This is a genomic window from Pseudomonas sp. AC083 (genome assembly GCF_979253165.1).
On record NZ_CEEDDH010000013.1, the window covers coordinates 99,880 to 123,936 of the forward strand.

Consider the following 24,057-nt stretch of genomic DNA (forward strand, 5'->3'; position numbering starts at 1 on the left):
ATTAATCAGAACTCAGGAAGACCCACGACGGCTAAACGGTACCTCAGAGACACCGTCGGGCTATGCGCGTAAGGATTTGCAATGAAAGAAATAATCGAGCTGGACGGCGCCATCGGCGGCGGCCAAGTGCTGCGCAGCGCTCTGAGCCTGTCGATGGTGACAGGCCGGGCGTTTCGTATTAAACAGATCCGCGCCAGACGCAGCCGTCCGGGATTGCTGCGTCAGCATCTGACAGCCGTGATGGCGGCGGCCGAGGTTTGTGGTGCAAAGATATCTGGTGCGCATCTGGGGTCGCAAGCCCTGAGCTTCGAACCGGGCGAGATTAGCGGAGGCAACTTTCAGTTCGCTATTGGCACGGCGGGCAGTTGCACGCTGGTGCTACAGACGTTGTTGCCAGCCTTGTTGCGGGCGCCGCAGGCCAGCCGAGTGACGATCTCCGGTGGCACCCACAATCCGCTGGCACCGCCGACGGATTTCCTCTCGCGCAGTTGGCTACCGCTGCTGCGACGCATGGGCGGTAATGTCGAGCTGGAGTTGCTGCGTCATGGTTTCGTACCGGCTGGCGGTGGCGAGATTGCCGTGACGGTGCAGCCGTCGCGCCTGACGCGACTGGATGTGTGTGAGCGCGGCGAGGCGATTTCACGGCAGGCTCTGGCGCTGACTGCCGGACTTGCGCCTATCGTCGCTCAGCGGGAACTGAGCCAAGTGGCCAAGCGGTTGAACTGGCTTGCGGAGGCGCTGCAAGCGGTGACGCTTGATCCGGCACGCGGCCCGGGCAATGTGTTATTGCTGGAGTACGTTTTCGAACACGTCACTGAAGTGTTCAGCGCATTTGGCCAAGTGTCGTTACGCGCTGAGAAAGTAGCGGATGCCGCGATCAATCAGGCTGCTGACTGGCTGCGTAGTGGTGCTGCGGTGGCTGAGCATCTGGCCGATCAGTTGCTGTTGCCGATGGCGCTGGCCGGCGGTGGATCGTTCACCACGCCGCGCATGACTGATCATTTGCGCAGCAACATTGAAGTCATCCAGCTGTTTTTGCCCGTCCGTATCGATTGCCAGGAGGAGGGCAGTGATCGCTTGCGGATAGCAGTTTCACAAACTCATTAGTAGCGACCTGCGGTCCCGAAGGCAGTCGCAAAACTTCACTGAGAGCGCCACTAGCCTTCAGCCATTAGCACATCCGACCTAATTGCCCCTGTTCCGGCTCGACCTTAAAGTCCTGTCGCTTGGCAGCTGACTGTCAAATTTTTCCGGTACAAAATCAAAAAGGTCGATCTGCAATGAACTCATCAAGGACTATTCCGGTTCTCGCTTTAATCGCAACACTGGTCCTCGCGGTCACTGGATGCCAGACCGTAAAGCCGGGGGAGAGTGATCTCAAGAATCGCGCACAGACCACCATCGGCAAACCCGTGATCAAGGTTTCCAACATCCGCAGTGACTTCAATACAACTTTCTATACCGCTCAAACCGAAAGCGGTGAGTATACGTGCGAGCTGCCGAGCGGCCCGATGGTAGCTCTGGGTTCCATGGGCATGGGACTGGGCGCTCAGTGCACCAAGCAATGAAGAACTAGTCTCTTCGCCGCTAAAAAAAGGCCAATGTCGATGACATTGGCCTTTTCTCTTTAACGAATACTCGGCGCAGATCAGTTGGTTTTCGAGTTCAACTTGCGCAGTTCTTCATAGGTTGCCGATTGCACGAACCAGAAGCCGGAGACGATGCACCAGCCCAGGGTGCCGCCTACGAACATACCGAGACCCGAGAGAAAGCTCTGGCTCATCATGAAGAGGGAAACGATCAGGATGACCGCCAATGCGATGTAGAGAACGATGTTGTTGACGCCGATGACGAAGTCTTTCATTTGCATTCCTTGGATGTATTTTCCTCTGGCCGCCCTCTATGGCGGCCAGTGCGCGCATCATATTGATATCACCCGGTGTTGCGCTAGTTTCGGTGTCGGATTTTCGTTACTAAAAGCGAATCCACTCTTACTGAGCGGGTTTTTTATCCAGGTCTTCGGAATCGCTCGACGTCGCCGCATCCTTCTCTGTCTCATGCGGCTCTGATCCCGCGTTGGCGCCTGAGGACTCTTCGCCTTTCTTGTTCGCCTTCTCGTCATGGTCGCGAGAGCTCTCTGCATGATTGACGCCGGGCAGGGCGGTGGCAGGGGTGGCGGCGCCCGCCGTGGATTCGGCTGCCGAAGCGTGAATCGGGCCGATCAGGCACAGGCTGAAAAACGACAAGGCGAAAATTTTCTTGTTCATCACGTGGGCCTTCTGCTCGGTGGGATGTACAGCGTTGGATAGGCCTGTCTGGCAAAGGTGCGCGGTACTGGACGAGCGGCGAATTTCACCCTGATTAGAAAAATCCTGAGAGCAGGCAAATTGCTGGCCCCCAGAGACATTTCGCCCCGGCAAAATCGCCTATTTTCAAAAGGTTAGGTTGGCTATATGCGCACGATTGTCATCACCGTTGTGACGCTTTCCCTGGCTTTGATCGCCTCGGGAGTGCAGGCAAAAGAGTTGAGCAAGGGCCATCGCTTTGCCTGCACCTGGGGCTCGGATATTGCTGCCGGTGCGCAGCGATCAAAACTGTCCGGGGTTTCGCTGTATGGCGCGCGCAAGCAATTGCAGGTTCGCCGATTCCAGCAACCCTGGATGCGCATGACAGCGATGGGGATTACCGAGCAGACCTACAACAGCAGTTCGAAGCTCAAACCGGCAGCGGTCAAGCAGACCTATTACGAACAATGCGTACGCCATGAGTTGGCTCGGCGCTGATGCCTCTTTATCCAGCACTGGTAACACAGCTTAGGAATCGCCAGAACCCTTGGCGACTGCCGGCCCGGCCACCCGCGGCAACGGCTTGCTCTGCATCAACGCATCCAGTGCCTTGCGATACCCCTGACCGCCAAGCGCCATGCTGTTGTTGTGCGTTGCTCCGGGCACCAGCAACAGGCGCTTGGGCTGCTCAGCGGCATTGAACAGCTGCTCGCTGAAGCGCGGCGGCACGAAGGCATCAGCCAGGCCATGCACCACCAGCAGTGGCATGTGAATGTCGGCGATCTTGTCGATGGAATCGAATTTTTGCGACAGGAGCCAACGCACAGGAAGCGAGGTGTTGGCCACGGCGGCAGCTACGTCGGCGAGGGAAGTGAAGGTTGATTCGATGACCAGACCACGTACCGGGAGCGGTGTGTGGTTGCGCGCCGCGTTCTGTCCCAGCTCGGCCGCCAGATCAATCGCCACCGCGCCACCGAGAGAGTGGCCGTAGATCAGGCGCTTGTTCGGGTCCGGTTGCAGCAGTTGGAAGCGCTCCCAGGCCACGCGGGCATCTTCATAAACGCTGCTTTCGGATGGTAGATCACCCTTGCTTTGGCCGAACCCTCGATAATCGATGGCCAGCACCGAATAGCCCGCCGCGCGTAGTTGCTCTATGCGGAACAACTGTCCGGTGAGGTTCCAGCGCACGCCATGCAAGTAAAGGATTGCCGGGGCATCGGCACGTTCCGCCGGCCACCACCAGGCATGGATGTTCTGCCCGGCCTTGAAACTCTTCGGTTGCAGATCGAGTTCCTGAACGCTGCCGGGCAGTCCGCGATACCAGCCGGCAGTGCCCGGCTCAATGCGAAAAAGCAGTTTGCGCTCGGTGTGTTCCAGCACCGCACAACTCGTCGGCACGCCAATGATCAGCGCGGCCATCATGGCGAATGCCAGGCGGCGGCGTCGCAGACGGGTCAGGAAGGACAGGAACATTAATCGTTTCACCACAGCGCAGACAAAGAACGCTTTTTACCAGAAGCCTCGGTCTGCGCGTGACTGTTTTTCGACCACCGTGCACGCCCAACGATTACAAGATGCTGCAATCGATCACGCCACCTGCAGCACAATCTTGCCGATATGATCGCCGCCCTCCATGCGGGCATGGGCCTGAGCCGCGTCAGCCAGCGGGTAAACCTTGTCGATGATCGGCAGGCAGCGCCCGGTGCTGAGGGCAGGCCAAACGTGTTCTTGCAGTTGATCGGCGATGGCGGCTTTCTCCGCAGCGGTACGCGCGCGCAGCAGCGAACCGGTGACCACCGCGCGTTTGCCGAGGATCGCCAGCAGATCGATGTCGTTGGCGCGGGCGCCGCCGAGGAAACCGAGCATCACCAGTCGGCCGTCCATCGCCAGTGCGCTGATGTTGCCGTTCAGATACGAGCCACCCATGATGTCGAGAATCACGTTCACGCCTTGATCTGCGGTTTTCTCGGCAATGACCTTGGCAAAATCTTCTTCCCGATAGTTGATCGGCTGCCCGCCAAGTTTGCTGATTGCGGCGCATTTTTCAGGACTGCCGGCGGTGGCGAACGCCTCAATACCGAATTCACGGCAGAGCATCAGCGCGGTGGTGCCGATGCCGCTTGTGCCACCGTGAATCAGCACGCGCTGGCCTGCCTTGGCGGCGCCGAGGCCGAACAGGTTGGCCCAGACGGTGAAAAAGGTTTCCGGAATCGCGGCGGCCTGGACCCAATCGACTCCATCCGGCACAGGCAAAGTCTGGCCGGCTGGTACCGCGCAATACTCGGCGTATCCGCCGCCATTGGTCAGTGCGCACACACGATCGCCCACAGCGAACCGCGTAACTCCGGGATCCAGTGCAACCACTTCGCCAGCCACTTCCAGGCCGGGAATCGGGTCCATCCCAGGCTTCATCGGATATTTTCCGGCGCGCTGCAAGGCATCCGGACGATTGATGCCGGCAGCGTGAACGCGGATAAGCACTTGGCCTTCGGCAACGGTTGGCAGCGGCACGCGCCTGGCTTGCAATACTTCAGGGCCGCCGGGTTCGGTGATTTCAATACGGGTCATTTCGTTGGGCAGTGACATTGTCGATTCCTGTGAAAAAGGTCGTGTAGATGGGAACGCTGGCAGCGCGCAATGATTCCCTTCAGTTCGCCGCGCAACGGGATTCAGTTGTAGAGGGCAGCCAGCGCATGGCTTGCTCCAGCAGTAGAGCGACGACGATCGCGCCAGCGGCGATCACAAACAGCAGCGTGTGCTGGCCGCCCGAGGCATTGAACAATGCCGAATAGGCAAACCCGGCCAGCGCCTGAAAGGTTGCGAATGACACAGTGGCACGGCTCCAGGCGATCTGCTGAGGGTGATGCGACGGCACCAGTTCATGCACCCGGGCCAAGGCCAGCGGCACGATGCCCGGCGGGAACGAGCCGAGAATCACCGCCAGTAAAGCCAGCGCCAGAAATGAATGGGAGACGGCGAGCAAACCGAGGGCGATGGCTTGCACTACCAACACCAGTCGAATACCAGTGCGGGCGCCAAGCTGGTCGGCCAAGAAGCCGTAAGTCACCGGCCCGACAATCGCTCCCAGGCCATACATCACCCAGACCATCGCGCCGATATGCGCCCCGGCACCCAATCCACGCGCTACGTAATCCACCAGAAACACCATGGCAGGCACCAGCCCGGCGGCCATGAACGCGTATTGAGCGAATAACAGGTAAACGCCCGACGGTGTTGGCTCATCAGTCGACGTTGCGTGCGCAGCCACGGCATGCGTGGTATCCGCAGGCCAGCCGAACCAGCTCACCGCGGTCAGCAACAAAGCCAGCGCGCCCAGCCCGAGCCATGTTGCCTGCAAGCCAAGAGTCAGCAGCGGCGGCACGATGGTTCCGGAACCGGCAATCCCCAGGCCGATGCCCAGGAAGATTGCGCCGCTGGCCAAGCCTCTGCGTGAAGCCGGAACATGAGGCAGCACGGTTGCCGCGACCAACACCATGATCGCGCCACCAGCAATCCCGGACAGCAAACGCCAGCCGAAGAACCAGCTCACCGACAGCGGATAAGCACAGGCAAAGAATGCCGCCGTGACTGCCAGCATCATCAGGCGCAAGGCGTTGCGGCTGCCTGTTCGGTGAGCCAGGGGCCGACCGAGCAGGGCGCCGATCAAGTAGCCGACCAGATTGGCCGCGCCGAGGTAGACGACATCATTGGCCGAAAACCACTGCGCCTGAATCAGCGAAGGGATCAATGGCGTGTAAGCGAAACGCGCCAGACCAATGCTGACCAGACTGGCGCAAAGTCCGGCGAAGATCGGCAGCCAGATGCCGGAAGAGTTTGCAGTACGCATGATAGCGATCTCACAAGAGGTGTATGGCGCTCAGCTTATCGGCTATCGTTGCTGCGCATACGCAGCGATTAAGCGGCAGAGTGATGCAAAAATGCTTTGAGGACGATCAGCATGAATTGGGATGATGCGCGAGTGTTTCTGGCGGTCTGTCGCGAGTCGACATTGCGCGGGGCTGCGCGTGTTCTGGGCGTCGACCAGGCCACGGTCGGACGTCGCATTACTGCGCTGGAGAAGGCATTGAGCGCGACGCTGTTCCTGCGTACCTCCGACGGTTATGCGCTGACTGCCGTTGGTGAAGCGGCACGTAAAAGTGTGGAAAAAATGGAGCATTCGGCGCTGGAACTGGAGCGGCACATCCATGGGCTGGATGACCGTCTGACCGGTAACGTACGGGTCAGCACCACCGACTCGATGGCCATTGACTTCATCATTCCGGCGATGGCGCGCCTGCATGATCAGCATCCGAACGTGCAGATCCAGCTGGATGCGTCGACGCAAATCCTCAGTCTGGCCAAGCGCGAGGCCGATATCGCGGTGCGCAATACCCGGCCGGATAACCCTGATCTCATCGCTCGACGGATCGCCCGTTGGCCTGTAGGACTTTTCGCAGCACAGGCCTATGTCGATCGCCATGGAGAACCGCAGCCCGGCAGCGCTTTCGAGGGCCATGATCTGGTGGTGTATCAGCCGTACTTACAGAGCAAAAAAGACCTTACGCTGGTCTCTGAACCGTTGACCCGCGGACGCATCGTCACCACGCTCAGCTCCAGCCTTCTGGTGCGCCGCTCTATTGCCGCTGGCCTCGGGGTAGGCGAGATACCTGTTTACATGGGCGAACGCGATGGTCTCGTCAGACTCTGGCCGGAGCGGACCCGGCCGCAGCCGTATGAAGTCTGGCTGGTCACCCACGCCGACTTGCGCCACACCGCGCGGGTACGGGCCGTGATCGAGCAGATCGTGGAGGCGTTTGCGCTGGAAAACGAATAAGTGGTTCAGGGTTTTGCCCGAGGCTACAACTGCTGACGAAACAGCCTACGTCCGAGACAGAATGGGCCGGCTTGTTGTAGTCCGTGATGAGTTCTATTGTCACTACAGCTCGATGCAGACCTCAGTGACGCATCGAAACGAAGAGCCAGGGAAGGCCGCGTAGCCATAGAAAGGTGCCGAATTGAAAATCAGGGAAGTGAATCAATATGCGGTCACGGACAGATCGAATGCAGGGCGGGACAGGCAAACCATGAGCAGCATAAGTCGAGAAGAATTCGATGCCAGGATAGAGACCATCGAGACGAGGATGGACGGCCGTGTGGCAGAAATGCGCGCCGACATTCGCGGGTTCCTCGCTGCTCAGGCGGAACGGGACAAGGTCTATCTTGAGCGGGACAAGGCCCTGCAGGAGCGGGACAAGCGTTATGACGTTATGTGGATGGGCGTGCAGAAAATTGCCGACGAATCGCGGGAAGCGATCAGGCAGGCATCGACGGTAAAGGCCAATTACTGGGCGGCCACCACTGTGCATTTTCTCGGCGTGGCTTCCTTGCTGGTTGGCGCACATTTCGCCAATCAGGCGGCGGTGTTGACCACGATCCAAACCACGCTGGCAGCGATTCAGATTGGCAAAGAGGTATCGTCACCCAAACCGGTCGTACAACCCTCAACAGTGCCGCCGCAATAAAAAACGGCCTTCATCGGAAGGCCGTTCTGCATCGCGCCAGATCATGGCATTTCTGGCAACTCTTGAGGCCGCAAGTCGAACACCAGCACCTCGGCATCGACACCGTTGCTCAAATTGAGCAGCTGTTCTTCACGAACCCGCACGCCGTCGCCTTCCTGCAAGGCTTGGCCATTGAGTTCGACGCTGCCACGCGCAACGTGGACGTAGGCGTAACGATTGGCTGGCAATTTCAGCGTGGCACTCTCGTCGCCGTCGAATAATCCGGCATAGACCCGCGCATCCTGACGGACTTTCAGAGAACCGTTGCTACCGTCCGGCGAGATGATCAGTTGCAGGCGACCACGTTTTTTCTGCGCGCTGAAGTGTTCCTGTTGATAGCGCGGCTTGGCGCCACTGACATCCGGCACGATCCAGATTTGCAGAAAGTGCACGGGCTTGGTGGCCGAGTGGTTGAACTCACTGTGCGCCACGCCGCTGCCGGCACTCATCAATTGCACGTCCCCGGGGCGGATCACCGAGCCGGTACCGAGGGTGTCCTTGTGTTCCAGCGCGCCTTCGAGCACATAGGAAAAGATCTCCATGTCGCGGTGCGGGTGCTGGCCGAAGCCTTTGCCGGCGGCGACCCGGTCATCGTTGATCACCAGCAGATCGGAGAAACCCTGTTCACGCGGGTTGCGGTAGCTGGCGAAAGAAAAGGTGTGAAACGACTTCAACCAGCCGTGATTGGCGAGGCCGCGATCGGAGGCTTTGCGAAGAGTCAGCATGATGAAATCTCCTGGCTGGACGTGAATTCGTCCGAGTGAGGAGAAGGTTACTGGTTACCTTGGGAGGCAATAAGTAGATGGAAATTGAAAGACTGTCCGGCTCAGGTTGACAGTTTTGCGTTATGGTTCACGTATTCGATTACGCTCATCACGACTCAGTTGGCCATAATGTCCCGGCTGTAACGTGCGTCTTGACCCTTGAATATGTGTGATGCCTCCCATGAAAACCGTGGCAATGGTGCTGTTCCCCGACTTTCTGATGCTCGACATGGCCGGGCCGCTGGAAGTGTTTTCAGTCGCCAACCGTTATCTGAAACCTGATTTGCACTATCAACTGACGACACTAGGGACGGAGCGCGGCTTGCTCAAGGCTTCCAATGGGGTACAGGTTCAGGCTGATCTGCACATCGACGAAGCGGCGGAGCGCTATGACCTGTTATTGGTGCCCGGCGGCCCCGGCGCCTATAACCAGAGATTTCCCGAGCTGTTTGGCTGGTTGAAAAAAGCCGTGCCGCGCGCGGAGCGTTACGGTTCGATTTGTACCGGCGCATTCATCCTCGGCCATGCCTGCCTGCTTGATGGTTATCGCGTCACCACGCACTGGAACTACACCGAGCGCCTGATCAAGGCTTTCCCGAAAACCACGGTGACCACCGACCAGATCTACGTTGAGGATCGCAATCTCATCACTTCGGGGGGCGTGACCGCTGGCATCGATCTGGCGCTGGCGGTGGTGGCCAGGGATCACGGCAAGAAAATCGCCCAGGACGTCGCCAAGGTCTTGTTGGTGGTCATGAAGCGCCAGGGCGGGCAAGCGCAGTTCAGCCCGTTGATGGCGGCCGTCTCACCGCAAGAAACGCCCATCACCCGCGCACAAAATTACGTCCTTGAACATCTGGATGAAGCGTTCACCGTCGAGCGCATGGCTGGATTGGCCAATATGAGCGCACGGCACTTTGCTCGCCTGTTCGCCCGTGACGTCAACATGACTCCCATGGAGTTTCTGCAGAATGCCCGCATTGACTGCGCGCGAAACCTGTTGGAAACCGGCGATCTGCCGCTCAAGACCATCGCCTACAAAAGCGGCTTCGGAAGTGTCCGGCACATGCGCTCGTTGTTCGCCGAAAAGCTCGGTCTTACGCCGTTACAATACCGCGAACAGTTCAGCTAGAGCGGTTCTGTCCGTCAGACGCAGCCGGATGTCCGTGCTGCGTCAGCTCCGGCGGTTGTATCGTCACGCAACAGTGCCAAGATGTTTGGCATGAATAATCACAACGACACAAGCCAAGGTTCGGTGCTGCGTTTTGGCCCCTACGCCTTTCATGTGCGCCAACGTCTGGTCCTTGCAGGGGAGCAGCCGCTACGCATGGGCGGGCGCGCCATGGACATTCTGCAGGTGCTGCTCGAACACGCGGGCGAGGTAGTCAGCAAAGAGCAGTTGATTGCTCGTGTGTGGCCGACATCGATCGTCGAAGAGATCAACCTGCGGGTGCACATCGCAGCGTTGCGCCGCGCACTGGGTGACGGCACCAACGGTCAGCGTTTCATCATTCACGTGGCGCAGTGCGGCTACAGCTTTGTCGCCCCGGTGGAGCAGGGCACCAGTGATGCGCTGACCATGCCCGCTGCCGCGCTCATGCCATTGCACAATCTTCCGGCACGACTGACGCCAGTCAGTGGGCGCGACGCCCTGATCGGTAGTCTGGTTCGACAAATGCCTGTATGTCGCTTGATGACGATTACCGGTGCGCCGGGTGTTGGCAAAACCACTGTGGCACTGCGCGTGGCGGAATTGCTGCTGCAATACTTTCGCGATGGCGCCTGGTGGGTCGACCTTGCCAGGCTCGAAGATGACAAGCTCTTGCTCGACCACCTGTTGCACACCCTGAACACAGACTTTTTCACACTGACCGGCCGCCACGCCTTGCTGGTACTGGACAACTGCGACCACCAGCGCGACAGCTGCGCGGCTCTGATCGAAACCCTATTGCACGCTGCGCCTCGTCTGTCGATTCTGGTCACCGGCCGCGAAGCCTTGCACATTCCACAGGAAGCCGTTCATTACGTGCCGCTGCTGGCGATTCCCAAGCGCTCTACATTGAACTCCGTCGAGGAAGCCATGGGCTATCCGGCGGTGCAGCTATTCGTCAATCGCGCGCGAGCGCGGCAACAGGGCTTCAGTTTGCGTCAACAGGATTTGTCAGGCGTGCGCGAGATCTGCCGTCAACTGGACGGTCTGCCGCTGGCGATCGAGCTCGCCGCTGCGCAGATCGATGCGCTGGGCTTGATCGGCTTACAGGCCCAGGTTGAAAACGGTCTGCAGTTGCTTGGCCAAGGACGGCGCACCGCGGAGCCGCGCCATCAGTCAATGGCCGCTGCGATCGATTGGAGCTTCCAGTACCTGACGGAAATGGAACAGCGGGTGCTGCTGCGGCTGTCGGTGTTCAGCACGGGCTTTACCCTGGAGGCGGCACTGAGCGTGATCAGCAGCGTGGATCTGGCGGGATCCAGGCTGACCGAAATTATCGAAGGGTTGGCGCGCAAGTCGTTGCTCATTCAAGAACCCAACCGAACAACGGCGCGCTATTGGATGCTCAACACCGTACGCCGCTATGCCCGTGATCGCTTTGAGCGCAGCGACGACAGGCTCGAACTGCAACAGCGTCATGCGCGCTATCTCAGCCGCACGCGCAATGCGTCAGGCCGGACACTGCTCGCGCAGGCTGTCGAGTAGCAGGCGGACCTTGCGCAAGTCCGGGGTGGCGTAGCCTTCGGTGAAGCGCCGGTAGAGGGGGCTGAGCAAATCCAAAGCTTCGCGATAGCGGGACTGGCGTTGCCATAATTGAGCAAGGTCCATGGCGCTGCGCAGTTCCCAAGCGAGGGCGCCCTGGCTTCTGGCGATGGCCAGAGCTTGTTGCAGGGTTTGTTCGGCTTCTCGGGTTTCAGCGGTGTCTGAGCGGGCCGATTCGCGAGCAGGCTCGCTCCCACAGGAAACAGCGCACAACTCGGAATTTGCGCCCGACACCGACCCCTTGTGGGAGCGAGCCTGCTCGCGAAGGGGCCACTCTGAACCCTTCACTAATGCCACCGCCCGCGCCCGCAGTATTTCCGCTGCACTCCAACCCGCATCCCCGGTGCGCGCCCGCTCCACCAGTGCATCATCGACAAAGCGCTCATCCAGCGTAACCATCACTTCCCGGATCAAACCGCTGCTCTGCGTCGATACCGGCGCGGCATTATCCGGATCGATCACCTGCGCATACTGCCGCCCCCAGTTATTGAACAGCAGCACCGAATGCTTCTGTGATTGTTCCAACAACAATTGCAACAAGGCGCGGGCGTTGTCGCGGTCACCGTTGTAATGAGCGATCAGACAACTGGCCAGCGCCAGGGTGTAGCAGATCGATGTGCCGTGATTGATCTGCACGGCGATGTCCAGCGCCTGCCTTGCCGCGCGCCAGGCTTGCTCGGGCAGACCCTGCAACCACAGCACCCGGGCCAGTACCGTCAGCGAAGCGACGCTCTGGTCGTACTGCACGCCAAAACCATGGGTGAAACGATTGAGATGGCCGCTGTGGGCCATGCGTTGCAGCACCTGCTCGGCATGTACGCGGGCCTGCGGTTGGTCGCCGGCATAATGCAGGGCCAGCACGCGCAAGCGATGCGTGCTCAGAGACAGCAATGGCTCGCCGTGCACGCCGATGCGATCAAATTGCTCACTTTGGGCCAGCGCCATGCGGTAATGCCCGCAACTTAGATTGACCGCCATATGCCCCGATATTGCACGCAATTGCCCGGCCAGATCGCCATGTTTTTCGGCCAATTGGCAGGCGTCGACGAAGGCCTGGATGGTTTGTGGCGTGCCGCCCCAGGTGTGATAGCTGGCGCTGCCGAGCGCCAGTTTCAAGGCGATTTGCAGGCTAGGGCAGGGCGGCGGGAGCGAGCCTGCTGGCGAAGCGTCCAGCAGACTCAGTGCCCGGCGCACGTAGCGGCTGTAATCGCGCAGCAACGACAGCTCCTGCCACAACGGTGCCGACGCGGCTGCCAGCTGCACGCCCAGCTCATCTGGTCCCGGCCCGTCGAGGCTCCAGTCCAGCGCCGCGCGCAAATCCTCCAGCCCCCTAGCATAGCGCTCCATCCACAATACAGTCGGAGTATTGTCCCAATCCGCCTGCGCCTGCTGCATCAGTGTCAGGCAGCGCTCGGCGTGGCGTTGGCGGGTTGCGCTGAGCTCGTTGGCCTGTTCGAGTTTTTCCAGTGCGTAGTGGCGCGTGGTGTCGAGCAACCGGTAGAAAACATCTTCGTCACCCACTTCGACGCTCAGCAGGGATTTGGCCACCAGTTGCGTGACAGCGGTGAACACCGCGCCGGGGTCGATCTGTTGGCCGATGACCACCGCTGCCGCCGAGGCGAGCGTGAAGCTGCCGCGGAAAATCCCCAGTCGCCGCAGACAGGTTTGTTCGCAGGCGTTGAGCAGGTTGAAGCTCCAGTCCATCGTTGCGCGCAGGGTCAGGTGGCGCTCGGCGCTGCTGTGGTGTCCGGCCGACAATGGCGGCAAACCCTCGCGCAATTGCTTGAGCAATCCGTCCATGCCCAATTCGCTGACCTGTGCGGCGGCCAGTTCCAGCGCCAGCGGAATGCCGTCCAGGCGCTGGCAGATTTCGATCGCCTGCGGTAGCTCGGCGCGACTCAGTTGAAAGCTTTCCCGCGCCGCGGTCGCGCGCTCGACAAACAGTTGCAGCGCAGCAAAGCCCAGCGCCTCGGCCGGCTCCATCGGCGTCGACATGGACGGGCATTCGAGCGATTCCAGACGCTGCACGAATTCGCCCTCCGCGCGCAGGCTCTCGCGGCTGGTGGCGAGAATATGCACTTTGGGCGCGCCGCGCAGAATCTGCTCGCTGAGCGACGCGACCGCATCGATCAAGTGCTCGCAGTTGTCGATCACCAACAACATTTGCCGTTCTCGCAGGCCGTCGACCAGACCAGCCTGCGCATCGCCTTCTGGCGCGGACAGATCAAGCAGCGTCGCCAGATGCGAGCCGATCAGCGCGGGATCGGCGATGGGCGCCAAGTCCACCAGGCGGATGCCGTCGCGATACTGGTCGAGCAATTGTTCGGCGACGCGCAGGGCGACGGTGGTCTTGCCGATGCCGCCGGGACCGACCAGAGTGATGCAGCGTCGGCGCGGCAGTTGCGTAATCAAGTGATCGATCAGGGATTGGCGACCAATCATCCGCGTACGACGCAGCGGCAGGTTGTGCCGGGGCGCGGCGACCGCAGGCGTTGCTTCGATGCTGTCGAGCACGAACGGTGCGACAAAGCTGTAGCCGCGCTGCGCCACGGTGACGATGTAGCGCTGGCCGTTCTGCCCGTCGCCAAGCGCTTTGCGCAGCGCCGCCATGTGCACGCGCAGGTTGATGTCTTCGACGACGCTGTCTGGCCAGACCCCGGCCATCAATTGCTGTTTGCTCACCACTTCACCGGCATGGGCCAGCAAAATCAGGAGGATGTCCATCGCCCGCCGTCCCAGGCGCAAAGGCTGTTGGCCTTCAAGTAGCAATCGTTGCCCGGGATGAATCCGATAGGGGCCAAACGCAATGGCCTGATTCGGGGAAAAGCTCAACAGCGCGCTCCTGCGGTGATGCGGTGGACAGGGCGAATCAGTGCCTGGCGCATGCGCAGGCCGTCTGATCCGGGGTGTCCGGGCATAATCCTCAGGTTTGAGCATCAGTGCAACGGGTGGCGTAACGGCAGCAGTCAAAACATCGCAGGCTGCGCTGCGGTGTTTTTCGGTCTGCCCATGACTCGACAGCGCCAGGCGAAGGGATTGATGCCCTCGCTGCGGGTGAACATGTGGCAGAAGTGCGCCTGATCGCAGAAGCCGCATTCCAGGCTGATCTGCGTCAGGCTGAGGTCGGTGTGCTGGATCAGCAACTTGGCCCGGGCCAGGCGCTGGGCGCGGATCCAGTCCTGTGGCGACAGGCCGGTGCTGCATTTGAATGCACGGGAGAAGTGACTGCGCGACAGTGCACATGCCCGGGCCAGTTCAGCCACTTCGAGACTTTCGCCCAAGCGATCCAGGATCAACTGTTTGATCTGGCGTTCGCGCTGCGGACTGAGTCCGCCAGTCGTGTTCTTCCGCGGTTCGCAGGCAGGGGCGAGGGCGACGGTTTGCTGTAGATAAGCCATGGCCAAGGTCCGTGTCGGTGGGGAATACACGGTCGGCGCATTCCCTCAGGTCAAAAAAGCAACGCTGCGCAGAGGGCTTCATTGTTGGGCGAGGGCGTGAGGCTGACGAGTTAATCGTTGTTAATTTCCTCGCTCAGGCTGGAACTCAGCACATCCTTGCAAGTCAGCGCCCGGCGCTTTGCGCGACGATGTCGACAAAGCACGGCCGCCGTTGGCCAGGTTCAAAGGGGAATGCAATGAAAGGCTTGGTGAAAGCAGCAACGACCCTGGCGGTCATGCTGGTAATGTCCGGCGCGATGGCGCAGGCACCGCAGGTGGGCACTCAGGCGCCGGGTTATTTCCGCTTGGCGGTGGGCGATTACGAAGTCACCGCGTTGTTCGACGGTTACAACGATTTGTCGCCGAAGTTGTTGCAGGGCATGAGCCAGAGTCAGATTCGCGCGCTGCTCGCACGCCGTTCGATTGAAACCGCGGGCGTGCAGACGGCGTTCAATGCCTTTCTGGTCAACACTGGCAAACAACTGATTTTGGTCGACACGGGCGCAGGACAGTGCATCGGCGCCACCGCAGGCCAACTCTCGGCCAACATGCAGGCCGCCGGTTACAAGCCTGAACAGGTCGACACGATTCTGCTGACGCACCTGCATCTCGATCACGTCTGTGGTCTGGTCGATGCAGAGAAGAAACCGCTGTTCACCAATGCCACCGTCTATGCGGCCAAGGCCGAGGCCGATTACTGGCTTGATCCGGCAGCACTGGCCAAGGCTCCGGCCGGCGCCAAAGAGTTTTTCAAGATAGCCCAGGACTCTACGACGCCCTATGTTGCCGCTGGCCGCTTCAAGACGTTCGCCGCCGGGCAGTCGCCATTGCCGGGACTGGTCGAAGCAACCCTCGAAGCCGGGCATACGCCGGGCAGCACCACGTACCGCTTCACCTCGCAGCAGCAGAGCATCGTGTTCATGGGCGATCTGGTGCACAACCTCGCGGTGCAGTTCTTGCACCCGGAAGTCTCGATCGGTTTCGACGTCAACAGTCAGCAAGCGATCGCCAGTCGGCAGGCAGTGTTCAGTGCTGCGGCAGCGAGCAAGACCTGGGTGACGGCAGCGCATCTGCCGTTCCCGGGCATCGGCCACATCGCCGCCGAGGGCAAACATTTCCAGTGGGTGCCGGTGGAGTACGGCCCTTACAAACGCGCGGCGAAAGTGCCGTTGATCGAGTAAAGTGCCCAGCGCCAGTGGCAAAACGCGTCTGACACCGATAAGGAAACCACGCCCATGAACCGTAACGATCTGCGCCGCGTCGACATGAACCTGCTGGTGATTTTCGAAGCGTTGATGTTCGAAAAGAACCTGACCCGCGTTGCCGAAAAACTGTTCATGGGCCAACCGGCGGTCAGTGCTGCGCTGGGGCGCTTGCGTGATCTGTTCGACGATCCGTTGCTGCTGCGCAACGGTCGCGGTATGGAACCGACGGCGCGGGCGCTGGCGATCCTCAAGGAGCTGCAACCGGCGATGGACGTGATTTCCGGCGCAGTCAGCCGCGCCAAGGAATTCGAACCGGCGAGCAGTTGCGATGTGTTTCGCATCGGACTGTCGGACGACGCCGAGTTCGGTCTGTTTCCGCCGCTATTGCGCCAGCTTCAGCAGGAGGCGCCGGGGATTGTCGTGGTGGTACGCCGCGCCAACTACCTGTTGATGCCGGCGCTGTTGGCCTCTGGCGAAATCTCCGTGGGCGTCAGCTACACCACGGATCTGCCGGCCAATGCCAAGCGCAAGAAGCTGCGTGATATTCCCTGCAAAGTGCTGCGCGGCGACGACCGTCCGGGGCCGCTGACGCTGGACGAATATTGCGCGCGTCCGCATGCGATGGTGTCTTTCTCCGGTGACCTGAGCGGCAATATCGATCTGGATCTGGCCAAGATCGGCCGCTGCCGCCGAGTCGTCCTCGGTGTGCCGCAGTTCAGCGGCTTGCGCGCCTTGCTCGCCGGTACCGAGATGATCGCCACGGTGCCGGATTACGCCGCCTGTGCCTTGGTCGAAGGCTGCGCCCTGCGTGCCGAAGACCCGCCATTCCCGATCGATGCCGCGCAATTGTCGATGGCCTGGAGCGGGGTGCACGACAACGACCCGGCAGAGAAATGGCTGCGCTCGCGGATCAGCCAGTTCATGGCGGCGCCGCTGGATATTCCGGCGCTTTAACCGATCTCGATTACACAAGCAGTTCTCCTGTGGGAGCGAGCCTGCTCGCGAAAGCGGTGTGTCAGTTAGTGTGGATGTGACTGACTTGACGCCTTCGCGAGCAGGCTCGCTCCCACGTTGTTTTTGTGGCGGTCTACAAATTGAATGCACGCTGCCAATCCCCGTGTGGGAGCGAGCTTGCTCGCGAAAGCGGTGTGCCAGGCAACGTATATGTGACTGACCTGACGCCTTCGCGAGCAGGCTCACTCCCACTTTGTTTTTGTGGCTGTCTGCAAATTGAGCGCATGCCGCTAATCCCTGTGGGAGCGAGCCTGCTCGCGAAAGCGGTGTGTCAGTTAGTGTGGATGTGACTGACCTGACGCAATCGCGAGCAGGCTCACTCCCACATTGTTTTTGTGGCGGTCTGCAAATCGAATGCACGCCGCCAATCCCTGTGGGAGCGAGCCTGCTCGCGAAAGCGGTGTGTCAATCAACGTATATATGACTGACCTGACGCCTTCGCAAGCAGGCTCACTCCCACATTGTTTTGTGGCTGGCGGCAGAACATCAAAGACCTGAAAAGCAACTAAGCACACCCATCCAATTTCTTCCGCCCCGGCCTTGGCATGATTCCCGTCAATGACATTCAAAGGGTCGGGTCATGATTGCTACGAGGGATGAACAGGCGCGCGACATCGGGTTGCTGTACCTGCGGGTCAGCGGCGGGTTGTTTCTGTTGTGGGTGCACGGCTTGCCCAAGTTGCTGGACTTCACCGCGCAACTGCAGCTGATCGAAGACCCGTTCCACCTCGGCGCCCGCCTCACGCTGATCCTGGCGATCTTCGCCGAAGTCCTCTGCCCATTGCTGATCGTCGCCGGTGTGCTGGCGCGATTGGCCTGCCTGCCTATTCTCTTTGTGCTGCTGGTGGCGTTGCTGGTCGTGCACCCGCAATGGAGTGTGACCGAAGGGCAGTTCGGCTGGTTGCTGTTGATTCTTTTCACCACTGTATTGATCGCCGGGCCCGGACGGCTGGCGATTCCTGTTCGTTTGCCCGGAGTGCTGCGTTATGCCTGAAGTCCTCAATTCACAAGCACCGGGGGCCGATGAGACCGTCACGTTGATCATCAAGCACTCGGTCAAGGCCGGTTTCGAGTCGGCGTATGAAGCATGGCTGCGCAATATCGTGCGGGTTGCCGGGCAGCGCGAGGGGCATCTGGGTGTGGACGTGGTGCGCGGCAAGCGCGGGCGTCTGGATTTTTACACTTGCGTGCTGCGCTTCAGCTCCACCGAAGCCATGCAAGGCTGGCTGGAATCCTCCGAGCGTCAGGCGCTGGTGGCTGAAGCGGCGCCGATGCTGGCTGACGGTGATCAGACCGAAGTCGCCCCGGTCAACGAATTCTGGTTCTCGCCCCTGGGCGATGCCGCTTCGCCGCCGCCGCGCTGGAAGCAGGCTGTCGTCACGCTGCTGGTGATTCTGCCGCACACCCTGCTGGTGCCGCTGATCTGGGCGCCGCTGCTGGCGCTGCATCCGTTTCTGTCCAACTACGTGGTCGCCACGTTCCTGATCACCCTGACCATTGTCCTCTCGGTGGTCTACGTGGTGATGCCGCCGGTTACCCGTTTGTTCACCCCGTGGCTGGAAGCCAGTCAGGCCCATGAACACCTCGATTCCCAAGAAACCTCGCCGCGTTGAGCGGGGTTTGCTTCTTTTCACTTTCGCTTGAGGAACTGCGATGAGCGCCGATCTGATTTTATTCAATGGCCAGTTTCATACCGTAGACCGGGAAAAACCACTGGCCAGTGCGGTGGCGATCAAGGACGGCCGCTTCGTTGCCGTCGGTAACGATGCCGAGGCCATGGCCCTCAAGGGCAGCGCCACACAAGTGGTCGACATGAAGGGCCGCTGCGTCATCCCTGGCCTCAACGACTCGCACCTGCACCTGATTCGTGGCGGTTTGAACTACAACCTCGAACTGCGCTGGGAAGGTGTGCCATCGCTCGCCGACGCGCTGCGCATGCTCAAGGACCAGGCCGACCGCACGCCAACCCCGCAATGGGTGCGCGTGGTCGGTGGCTGGAACGAATTCCAGTTCGCCGAAAAACGCATGCCGACCCTGGAAGAAATCAACCAGGCCGCGCCGGATACTCCGGTGTTCATCCTGCACCTCTACGACCGTGCGCTGCTCAACCGCGCCGCCCTGCGTGTGGCCGGTTACACCCGCGACACGCCGAACCCGCCGGGCGGCGAGATCGTGCGCGACAGCAACGGCAACCCGACCGGCATGCTGGTCGCGCGGCCGAACGCGATGATTCTCTACTCCACACTGGCCAAGGGGCCGAAGCTGCCACTGGAATACCAGGTCAACTCGACCCGCCAGTTCATGCGTGAACTCAATCGCCTCGGCCTGACCAGTGCGATCGACGCCGGCGGTGGTTTCCAGAACTATCCGGACGATTACCAAGTAATCGAACAACTGGCCAAAGACGATCAGTTGACCGTTCGCATCGCCTACAACCTGTTCACCCAGAAGCCGAAAGAAGAGCTGACCGATTTCCAGAACTGGACCGGCAGCGTCAAGTTGCATCAGGGTGACGACTACCTGCGCCACAACGGCGCCGGCGAAATGCTGGTGTTCTCCGCCGCCGACTTCGAAGACTTCCTCGAACCGCGCCCGGACCTGCCGCAGACCATGGAACAGGAACTGGAACCGGTGGTGCGCCACCTCGTTGAGCAGCGCTGGCCGTTCCGTCTGCACGCCACGTACAACGAATCGATCAGCCGCATGCTCGACGTGTTCGAGAAGGTCAACCGCGACATTCCGTTCAACGGTCTGCCGTGGTTCTTCGACCACGCCGAAACCATCACCCCGCAAAACATTGAGCGTGTGAAAGCGCTGGGCGGCGGTATCGCGATTCAGGATCGCATGGCATTCCAGGGTGAATACTTCGTCGATCGCTACGGCAAACAAGCCGCCGAAGCCACGCCACCGATCAAGCGCATGCTCGCCGAAGGCGTACCGGTCGGCGCTGGTACCGACGCCACGCGAGTGTCCAGCTACAACCCGTGGACCTCGCTGTACTGGATGGTCAGCGGCCGCACCGTTGGCGGTCTGGCCCTCTACGAAGAAGGCTTGCCACGCAGCACCGCGCTGGAACTGTTCACCCAGGGCAGCGCCTGGTTCTCCTCGGAGCAGGGCAAGAAAGGCCAGATCCGTGTCGGCCAACTGGCAGACCTCGCTGCACTGAGCGCGGACTTCTTCAGCGTTGAAGAAGAAGCGATCAAGTGGATCGAGTCGGTGATGACGGTGGTCGGCGGCAAGATCGTCTACGCCGCCGGCGATTTCGAAGACCTCGGCCCGCGTTCGATTCCGGTGCTGCCGGACTGGTCGCCGGTAGTCAAAGTCCCGGGCCACTGGCGCCCGAACTCGCCGTTGCAAGCGCAGGTTCACCAGTGCAGCGGGCCATGCGCCGTGCACACCCATAGCCATGAAAAAGCGCGGATGTCGAATGCACCGGTCAGCGATTTCGCCGGTTTCTGGGGCGCGTTCGGCTGTTCCTGCTTCGCGTTCTGAGTTTGAAAAAAGCGCCGGGCATCAGGGCCGGCGCTTCCCGCAACAACCATCCATCCAGGAGTTTTGCCATGAGCGTTCCTTACAAGCGTCTGAACAAAGATGATGCCGTCGTCCTGCTGGTCGATCACCAGACCGGTCTGATCTCGCTGGTGCAGGATTTCTCGCCGAACGAGTTCAAGAACAACGTGCTGGCACTGGGCGACATCGCCAAGTTCTTCAAGCTGCCGACCATTCTGACCACCAGCTTCGACGCAGGTCCCAACGGCCCGATCGTGCCTGAGCTGCTCGAGCAATTCCCTGACGCGCCGTTCATTCAGCGTCCAGGCCAGATCAACGCCTGGGACAACGAAGACTTCGTCAAAGCGATCAAGGCCACCGGCCGCAAGCAACTGATCATCGCCGGTGTAGTGACCGACGTTTGCGTAGCTTTCCCGACCCTGTCGGCGATCGCTGAAGGCTTCGAAGTGTTCGTCGTCACCGACTCGTCGGGTACCTTCAACACCACCGTGCAACAAGCGGCGTGGGCGCGGATGTCGGCCGCCGGTGCACACCTGATGAACTGGTTCGCTGTGGCCTGCGAGCTGCAGGGCGACTGGCGCAACGACATGGAAGGTCTGGCGCATCTGCTGTCCGAGCGTCTGCCTAACTATCGCAACCTGATCAACAGCTATACCAAGTTCACTGCCAAGTAATCTGGTCGAAAGTCAAAAGCCCCTCACCCTAGCCCTCTCCCGGAGGGAGAGGGGACTGACCGCGTTGTTTGCTAGAGTTGCATCGACCTGCAATACCGAGCCGAGCTCCGCTCTTGAAACGCATGGAGATCGGCTCCCTTTCCCCTCGCCCCCCTTGGGGGAGAGGGCTGGGGTCAGGGGGGCTCTTGATCTTCAGCGCTTCTGCAACCACCCCAAAAATCCTCCCTTCTTCACCGCCACCGGTTTGGCCATCAACGCGAGGCGACTGTTCTGCTGACGCACCGCCTGCAACTTGTTCAAGGCCCGGCCGACTTCGCTGCGCTTGTCCATGCACTCACGGGTCAACTGTTTGTCGAGACGATAAATGATGCTCGACGTCAGTGCTGTGAACGTCGCCTGCGATGGTGTATCGGCAAGAATGCTCTGCTCACCCATGACTTCGCTCGGCCCCATGCGCCCGGCCTCGGTCTGGCCATTGCCGTCAGGCACCGTCGCGCTGACCACGCCCGTGGCGATCACGAACAGACTGTCCGGCACCTCGTCCAGATCCAGCACCACCTGACCCGCCGTGTACTGCTGCGCGACCATCGACTCAGCCAGGCGATCACGTTCCTCACTGCTCAGCGAGCGGAAAATCTTCACCTCATCCAGCAATGCGCGAGCACGGCTCGACGGTTCGATCACGCCGTCGGGATGCCGGGAAATACCCGCCGCTTCGAGATGGCGGTGGGCGAGGTCGAACAGTTGATTGCGCACTTCGCTCTTCTTGCCCAGCTCAGCGATGAAACCGCTGGCAACGTATTCCGACATGGTTTCGCCGGCCTCTTTGAGCACGGCTTTCGGCGCCGGGCTCAGCAGCAGCGAACTGCTGCCCTGCAAAGTGCGATCAAGGGCATCGAGTACCCGCCGCGGGCGAATGTGGTTTGGCACTTTGATACTGATCGAGACGCCGTGCATGTTGTTCGGTCGGCTGAGGTTGACGATCTTTGCCTTGGCCGCCACCGAGTTCGGTACTACGGCCATGGTGCCGGCGCTGGTCAGCAGGTGCGTGGCGCGCCAGTCGATATCGAAGACCTTGCCTTCGACGCCGTCGATCATCACAAGATCGTCCACCTGATACGGCTTGGTGGTGTTGAGGACGATGCCGGAAAACACGTCGGCGAGGGTGCTTTGCAGCGCCAGACCGACCACGATGGCGACCACCCCGGAAGTGGCCAGCAGACCTTTGACCGGCAGCTCCAGCACGTAGCCGGCCGCCGCGACAATGGCGACCAGAAACACCAGCGCGCCGATGACGTCCTGCAGCAAGCGACCGCTGTGGCCGATGCGGCGCATCAACGCCAGGCCGATCACTTCGGTCAGCACCCGTGCTGCGTACAACCACCAGAGAATCCCCAGCGCCGTCGCACCCAGCTGCGCCACGCGATCATCGGCGAAAAGTGGGGCCTGCAACGGGCTGACACCGGCGTTGATCACCAGCGCGCTGAATGCCAGAAACAACGCCAGACGTACGCCGACTCGCGGTGCACGATGCGAGAAAGGCGAGAAATGCCAGAGCGCGGCGTCGAGCAGCAACAGCACAGCGCTCCAGGACAGCAGGTGGGCGTAGAAAAGAGTCATGACCGGTACTCCGCGACGCTGGTGAGAAAAAAGATCGCAGCCTGCGGCGGCTCCTACAGGGAATCGTATTCCAGGGTAGGCGCTGCCGCAGGCTGCGATCTTTTGCTTTTATGGATTCAGATGAGTCTTCAGTTCAGCCGCCGCCTGGCGCACCGCTGCTTTGACTTCCGGAATCTGGCTCAGCGGATTGAGCAGACCAAAGTCATGAATCATCCCGTTGTAGCGCACCGAGGTCACCGCCACGCCGGCCGCATCCAGATGCCGCGCATAGCCTTCGCCTTCGTCACGCAGCACGTCGAACTCGGCGGTCTGCACCAGCGCAGCGGGCAGGCCCTTGAGCTGTTCGCTGCTGGCGTTGAGCGGCGAGGCATGGATCTGCGCACGCTCGGCCGGGTTGGTGGTGTAGTTGTCCCAGAACCATTGCATCATGCCCTTGGTGAGGAAATGGCCCTCGGCAAATTGCTGGTACGAACCGTCGTCGAATTGCGCATTGGTTACCGGCCACATCAACAGCTGGAAGCGCAGCGCCGGGGTTTTCTGCTCCTTGGCCATCAACGCCACGACCGCCGCCATGTTGCCGCCGACGCTGTTGCCGGCCACCGCCAGACGCTTGCCATCGACACCGATGTTCTTGCCGTGCTCGGCCACCCATTTCGTCGCGGCGTAAGCCTGATTGATCGCGGTCGGGTACTGCGCTTCCGGCGACGGGGTGTAGTCGACATACACCGCAACAGCGCCAGAGCCGACCACCAGATCACGAATCAGGCGCTGATGCGTCGGGAAGTCACCGAGCACCCAGCCGCCACCGTGGAAGAACATGAACACCGGCAACTCGCCTTTGACCTTGGCCGGGCGCACCACTTTCAGGTTGAGGGTCTGGCCATCAACCTTGATCGCCTTGTCGCTGACTTCCACACCGGACAGATCAACCTTCACCGAAGCCTGCGCACCGGTCAGCACCGCACGGGCGTCTTTCGGGCTCAGTTGCTCCAGCGGACGACCACCGCCAGCGGCGAGGGCATCGAGGAACGCTTGGGTGTTGTGTTCGACGCCAGGGCTGCCAGCGGCGAAAGCGCTGCTGACGGACAGGGCGAGGAGCGACGCGGCGAGGGTTTTCTTGACGATGTTCATGGTGGAAATCCTTTTGAATGGTTTTGATTTTCTGATCGTTCCCACGCTCTGCGTGGGAATGCAGCCGGGGACGCTCCGCGTCCCAACGATCAGATGGCTGCCTT

The 24,057-nt window shown here is 60.6% G+C and carries 23 protein-coding genes; 13 read left to right on the forward strand and 10 right to left on the reverse strand.

The window, feature by feature from the left end; translation table 11 throughout:
• Nucleotides 1-81 precede the first annotated feature (81 nt).
• Both rtcA and AC0IXA_RS18865 read left to right on the forward strand, forming a co-directional pair.
• The gene (gene rtcA, locus AC0IXA_RS18860) at nucleotides 82-1,107 is read left to right on the forward strand and encodes an RNA 3'-terminal phosphate cyclase (protein ID WP_471814310.1); all 1,026 of its coding nucleotides are present in this window, start codon (nucleotides 82-84) and stop codon (nucleotides 1,105-1,107) included.
• A 173-nt stretch (nucleotides 1,108-1,280) separates the two neighbouring features.
• Complete coding sequence (locus AC0IXA_RS18865) at nucleotides 1,281-1,568, forward strand: hypothetical protein (protein WP_130902651.1); 288 nt, start codon at nucleotides 1,281-1,283, stop codon at nucleotides 1,566-1,568.
• An 80-nt stretch (nucleotides 1,569-1,648) separates the two neighbouring features.
• Here the strand turns inward: AC0IXA_RS18865 and AC0IXA_RS18870 are convergent, their stop codons facing one another.
• Together AC0IXA_RS18870 and AC0IXA_RS18875 are read right to left on the reverse strand one after the other, a co-directional pair.
• Complete coding sequence (locus AC0IXA_RS18870; RefSeq protein WP_016774063.1) at nucleotides 1,649-1,864, reverse strand: hypothetical protein; 216 nt, start codon at nucleotides 1,862-1,864, stop codon at nucleotides 1,649-1,651.
• Nucleotides 1,865-1,991: 127 nt separating this feature from the next.
• Nucleotides 1,992-2,267, reverse strand: a complete 276-nt coding sequence (locus AC0IXA_RS18875; RefSeq protein WP_024012416.1) for a hypothetical protein — start codon at nucleotides 2,265-2,267, stop codon at nucleotides 1,992-1,994.
• Between the two features lie 186 nt (nucleotides 2,268-2,453).
• Between AC0IXA_RS18875 and AC0IXA_RS18880 the strand changes: the two genes are divergently transcribed.
• Nucleotides 2,454-2,783, forward strand: a complete 330-nt coding sequence (locus AC0IXA_RS18880; RefSeq protein ID WP_041478568.1) for a hypothetical protein — start codon at nucleotides 2,454-2,456, stop codon at nucleotides 2,781-2,783.
• A 30-nt stretch (nucleotides 2,784-2,813) separates the two neighbouring features.
• Here the strand turns inward: AC0IXA_RS18880 and AC0IXA_RS18885 are convergent, their stop codons facing one another.
• From AC0IXA_RS18885 to AC0IXA_RS18895, 3 genes are all read right to left on the reverse strand, one after another.
• Entirely contained in the window at nucleotides 2,814-3,758 is a 945-nt protein-coding gene (locus AC0IXA_RS18885) for an alpha/beta hydrolase (protein ID WP_471814311.1), read from the reverse strand.
• 114 nt (nucleotides 3,759-3,872) lie between these two features.
• Nucleotides 3,873-4,871, reverse strand: a complete 999-nt coding sequence (locus AC0IXA_RS18890; RefSeq protein WP_471814312.1) for an NAD(P)H-quinone oxidoreductase — start codon at nucleotides 4,869-4,871, stop codon at nucleotides 3,873-3,875.
• Between the two features lie 61 nt (nucleotides 4,872-4,932).
• Nucleotides 4,933-6,132, reverse strand: a complete 1,200-nt coding sequence (locus tag AC0IXA_RS18895) for a YbfB/YjiJ family MFS transporter (protein ID WP_471814313.1) — start codon at nucleotides 6,130-6,132, stop codon at nucleotides 4,933-4,935.
• Nucleotides 6,133-6,243: 111 nt separating this feature from the next.
• Between AC0IXA_RS18895 and AC0IXA_RS18900 the strand changes: the two genes are divergently transcribed.
• Both AC0IXA_RS18900 and AC0IXA_RS18905 read left to right on the forward strand, forming a co-directional pair.
• Complete coding sequence (locus tag AC0IXA_RS18900; protein ID WP_471814314.1) at nucleotides 6,244-7,119, forward strand: LysR family transcriptional regulator; 876 nt, start codon at nucleotides 6,244-6,246, stop codon at nucleotides 7,117-7,119.
• 181 nt (nucleotides 7,120-7,300) lie between these two features.
• The gene (locus AC0IXA_RS18905; RefSeq protein WP_241664185.1) at nucleotides 7,301-7,807 is read left to right on the forward strand and encodes a hypothetical protein; all 507 of its coding nucleotides are present in this window, start codon (nucleotides 7,301-7,303) and stop codon (nucleotides 7,805-7,807) included.
• Between the two features lie 41 nt (nucleotides 7,808-7,848).
• Here the strand turns inward: AC0IXA_RS18905 and AC0IXA_RS18910 are convergent, their stop codons facing one another.
• On the reverse strand, nucleotides 7,849-8,571 hold the full coding sequence (locus AC0IXA_RS18910; RefSeq protein ID WP_341637910.1) for a pirin family protein: 723 nt from the start codon (nucleotides 8,569-8,571) through the stop codon (nucleotides 7,849-7,851).
• 220 nt (nucleotides 8,572-8,791) lie between these two features.
• Here AC0IXA_RS18910 and AC0IXA_RS18915 point away from each other — a divergent pair, with 220 nt between their 5' ends.
• Both AC0IXA_RS18915 and AC0IXA_RS18920 read left to right on the forward strand, forming a co-directional pair.
• Nucleotides 8,792-9,742, forward strand: a complete 951-nt coding sequence (locus tag AC0IXA_RS18915) for a GlxA family transcriptional regulator (protein ID WP_471814315.1) — start codon at nucleotides 8,792-8,794, stop codon at nucleotides 9,740-9,742.
• A 90-nt stretch (nucleotides 9,743-9,832) separates the two neighbouring features.
• The gene (locus AC0IXA_RS18920) at nucleotides 9,833-11,305 is read left to right on the forward strand and encodes an ATP-binding protein (RefSeq protein ID WP_471814316.1); all 1,473 of its coding nucleotides are present in this window, start codon (nucleotides 9,833-9,835) and stop codon (nucleotides 11,303-11,305) included.
• Here AC0IXA_RS18920 and AC0IXA_RS18925 read toward each other — a convergent pair.
• Both AC0IXA_RS18925 and AC0IXA_RS18930 read right to left on the reverse strand, forming a co-directional pair.
• Entirely contained in the window at nucleotides 11,270-14,194 is a 2,925-nt protein-coding gene (locus AC0IXA_RS18925; RefSeq protein WP_471814317.1) for an ATP-binding protein, read from the reverse strand. The genes AC0IXA_RS18920 and AC0IXA_RS18925 overlap by 36 nt on opposite strands.
• A gap of 134 nt (nucleotides 14,195-14,328) precedes the next feature.
• Nucleotides 14,329-14,760 (reverse strand): helix-turn-helix domain-containing protein, encoded by a 432-nt coding sequence (locus AC0IXA_RS18930; protein WP_471814318.1) that lies wholly within the window; start codon nucleotides 14,758-14,760, stop codon nucleotides 14,329-14,331.
• A 275-nt stretch (nucleotides 14,761-15,035) separates the two neighbouring features.
• Here AC0IXA_RS18930 and AC0IXA_RS18935 point away from each other — a divergent pair, with 275 nt between their 5' ends.
• The 6 genes from AC0IXA_RS18935 (at nucleotide 15,036) to ycaC (ending at nucleotide 21,202) form a co-directional block, all read left to right on the forward strand.
• A complete protein-coding gene (locus tag AC0IXA_RS18935) occupies nucleotides 15,036-15,980 on the forward strand; it encodes an MBL fold metallo-hydrolase (protein ID WP_471814346.1) in 945 nt (314 codons plus the stop codon).
• A 54-nt stretch (nucleotides 15,981-16,034) separates the two neighbouring features.
• Nucleotides 16,035-16,958, forward strand: coding sequence for a LysR family transcriptional regulator (locus AC0IXA_RS18940; RefSeq protein WP_122506416.1), 924 nt, complete (start codon nucleotides 16,035-16,037; stop codon nucleotides 16,956-16,958).
• A 640-nt stretch (nucleotides 16,959-17,598) separates the two neighbouring features.
• Nucleotides 17,599-18,012, forward strand: a complete 414-nt coding sequence (locus AC0IXA_RS18945; RefSeq protein ID WP_341637905.1) for a DoxX family protein — start codon at nucleotides 17,599-17,601, stop codon at nucleotides 18,010-18,012.
• Nucleotides 18,005-18,631, forward strand: coding sequence for an antibiotic biosynthesis monooxygenase (locus AC0IXA_RS18950; protein WP_471814319.1), 627 nt, complete (start codon nucleotides 18,005-18,007; stop codon nucleotides 18,629-18,631). The genes AC0IXA_RS18945 and AC0IXA_RS18950 overlap by 8 nt, the downstream gene beginning before the upstream one ends.
• Before the next feature lie 40 nt (nucleotides 18,632-18,671).
• The gene (locus AC0IXA_RS18955) at nucleotides 18,672-20,510 is read left to right on the forward strand and encodes an amidohydrolase (protein WP_471814320.1); all 1,839 of its coding nucleotides are present in this window, start codon (nucleotides 18,672-18,674) and stop codon (nucleotides 20,508-20,510) included.
• A 68-nt stretch (nucleotides 20,511-20,578) separates the two neighbouring features.
• A complete protein-coding gene (ycaC, locus tag AC0IXA_RS18960) occupies nucleotides 20,579-21,202 on the forward strand; it encodes an isochorismate family cysteine hydrolase YcaC (RefSeq protein ID WP_016774080.1) in 624 nt (207 codons plus the stop codon).
• A gap of 192 nt (nucleotides 21,203-21,394) precedes the next feature.
• On the opposite strand, the gene AC0IXA_RS18965 is transcribed toward ycaC, so the two are convergent.
• Together AC0IXA_RS18965 and AC0IXA_RS18970 are read right to left on the reverse strand one after the other, a co-directional pair.
• Nucleotides 21,395-22,822: a mechanosensitive ion channel family protein gene (locus AC0IXA_RS18965; RefSeq protein WP_024012433.1), complete on the reverse strand. Its 1,428-nt coding sequence runs from the start codon at nucleotides 22,820-22,822 to the stop codon at nucleotides 21,395-21,397.
• Nucleotides 22,823-22,930: 108 nt separating this feature from the next.
• Entirely contained in the window at nucleotides 22,931-23,953 is a 1,023-nt protein-coding gene (locus AC0IXA_RS18970) for an alpha/beta hydrolase (protein WP_471814321.1), read from the reverse strand.
• Nucleotides 23,954-24,057 lie beyond the last annotated feature (104 nt).

Excerpts from the sequence above, each read along its gene's own strand:
- rtcA (WP_471814310.1), top strand. The coding sequence starts at position 82 with ATGAAAGAAATAATCGAGCTGGACGGCGCCATCGGCGGCGGCCAAGTG.
- AC0IXA_RS18865 (WP_130902651.1), top strand. The coding sequence starts at position 1,281 with ATGAACTCATCAAGGACTATTCCGGTTCTCGCTTTAATCGCAACACTG.
- AC0IXA_RS18870 (WP_016774063.1), bottom strand. The coding sequence starts at position 1,864 with ATGAAAGACTTCGTCATCGGCGTCAACAACATCGTTCTCTACATCGCA.
- AC0IXA_RS18875 (WP_024012416.1), bottom strand. The coding sequence starts at position 2,267 with ATGAACAAGAAAATTTTCGCCTTGTCGTTTTTCAGCCTGTGCCTGATC.
- AC0IXA_RS18880 (WP_041478568.1), top strand. The coding sequence starts at position 2,454 with ATGCGCACGATTGTCATCACCGTTGTGACGCTTTCCCTGGCTTTGATC.
- AC0IXA_RS18885 (WP_471814311.1), bottom strand. The coding sequence starts at position 3,758 with ATGTTCCTGTCCTTCCTGACCCGTCTGCGACGCCGCCGCCTGGCATTC.
- AC0IXA_RS18890 (WP_471814312.1), bottom strand. The coding sequence starts at position 4,871 with ATGTCACTGCCCAACGAAATGACCCGTATTGAAATCACCGAACCCGGC.
- AC0IXA_RS18895 (WP_471814313.1), bottom strand. The coding sequence starts at position 6,132 with ATGCGTACTGCAAACTCTTCCGGCATCTGGCTGCCGATCTTCGCCGGA.
- AC0IXA_RS18900 (WP_471814314.1), top strand. The coding sequence starts at position 6,244 with ATGAATTGGGATGATGCGCGAGTGTTTCTGGCGGTCTGTCGCGAGTCG.
- AC0IXA_RS18910 (WP_341637910.1), bottom strand. The coding sequence starts at position 8,571 with ATGCTGACTCTTCGCAAAGCCTCCGATCGCGGCCTCGCCAATCACGGC.
- AC0IXA_RS18915 (WP_471814315.1), top strand. The coding sequence starts at position 8,792 with ATGAAAACCGTGGCAATGGTGCTGTTCCCCGACTTTCTGATGCTCGAC.
- AC0IXA_RS18920 (WP_471814316.1), top strand. The coding sequence starts at position 9,833 with ATGAATAATCACAACGACACAAGCCAAGGTTCGGTGCTGCGTTTTGGC.
- AC0IXA_RS18930 (WP_471814318.1), bottom strand. The coding sequence starts at position 14,760 with ATGGCTTATCTACAGCAAACCGTCGCCCTCGCCCCTGCCTGCGAACCG.
- AC0IXA_RS18935 (WP_471814346.1), top strand. The coding sequence starts at position 15,036 with ATGCTGGTAATGTCCGGCGCGATGGCGCAGGCACCGCAGGTGGGCACT.
- AC0IXA_RS18940 (WP_122506416.1), top strand. The coding sequence starts at position 16,035 with ATGAACCGTAACGATCTGCGCCGCGTCGACATGAACCTGCTGGTGATT.
- AC0IXA_RS18945 (WP_341637905.1), top strand. The coding sequence starts at position 17,599 with ATGATTGCTACGAGGGATGAACAGGCGCGCGACATCGGGTTGCTGTAC.
- AC0IXA_RS18950 (WP_471814319.1), top strand. The coding sequence starts at position 18,005 with ATGCCTGAAGTCCTCAATTCACAAGCACCGGGGGCCGATGAGACCGTC.
- AC0IXA_RS18955 (WP_471814320.1), top strand. The coding sequence starts at position 18,672 with ATGAGCGCCGATCTGATTTTATTCAATGGCCAGTTTCATACCGTAGAC.
- ycaC (WP_016774080.1), top strand. The coding sequence starts at position 20,579 with ATGAGCGTTCCTTACAAGCGTCTGAACAAAGATGATGCCGTCGTCCTG.
- AC0IXA_RS18965 (WP_024012433.1), bottom strand. The coding sequence starts at position 22,822 with ATGACTCTTTTCTACGCCCACCTGCTGTCCTGGAGCGCTGTGCTGTTG.
- AC0IXA_RS18970 (WP_471814321.1), bottom strand. The coding sequence starts at position 23,953 with ATGAACATCGTCAAGAAAACCCTCGCCGCGTCGCTCCTCGCCCTGTCC.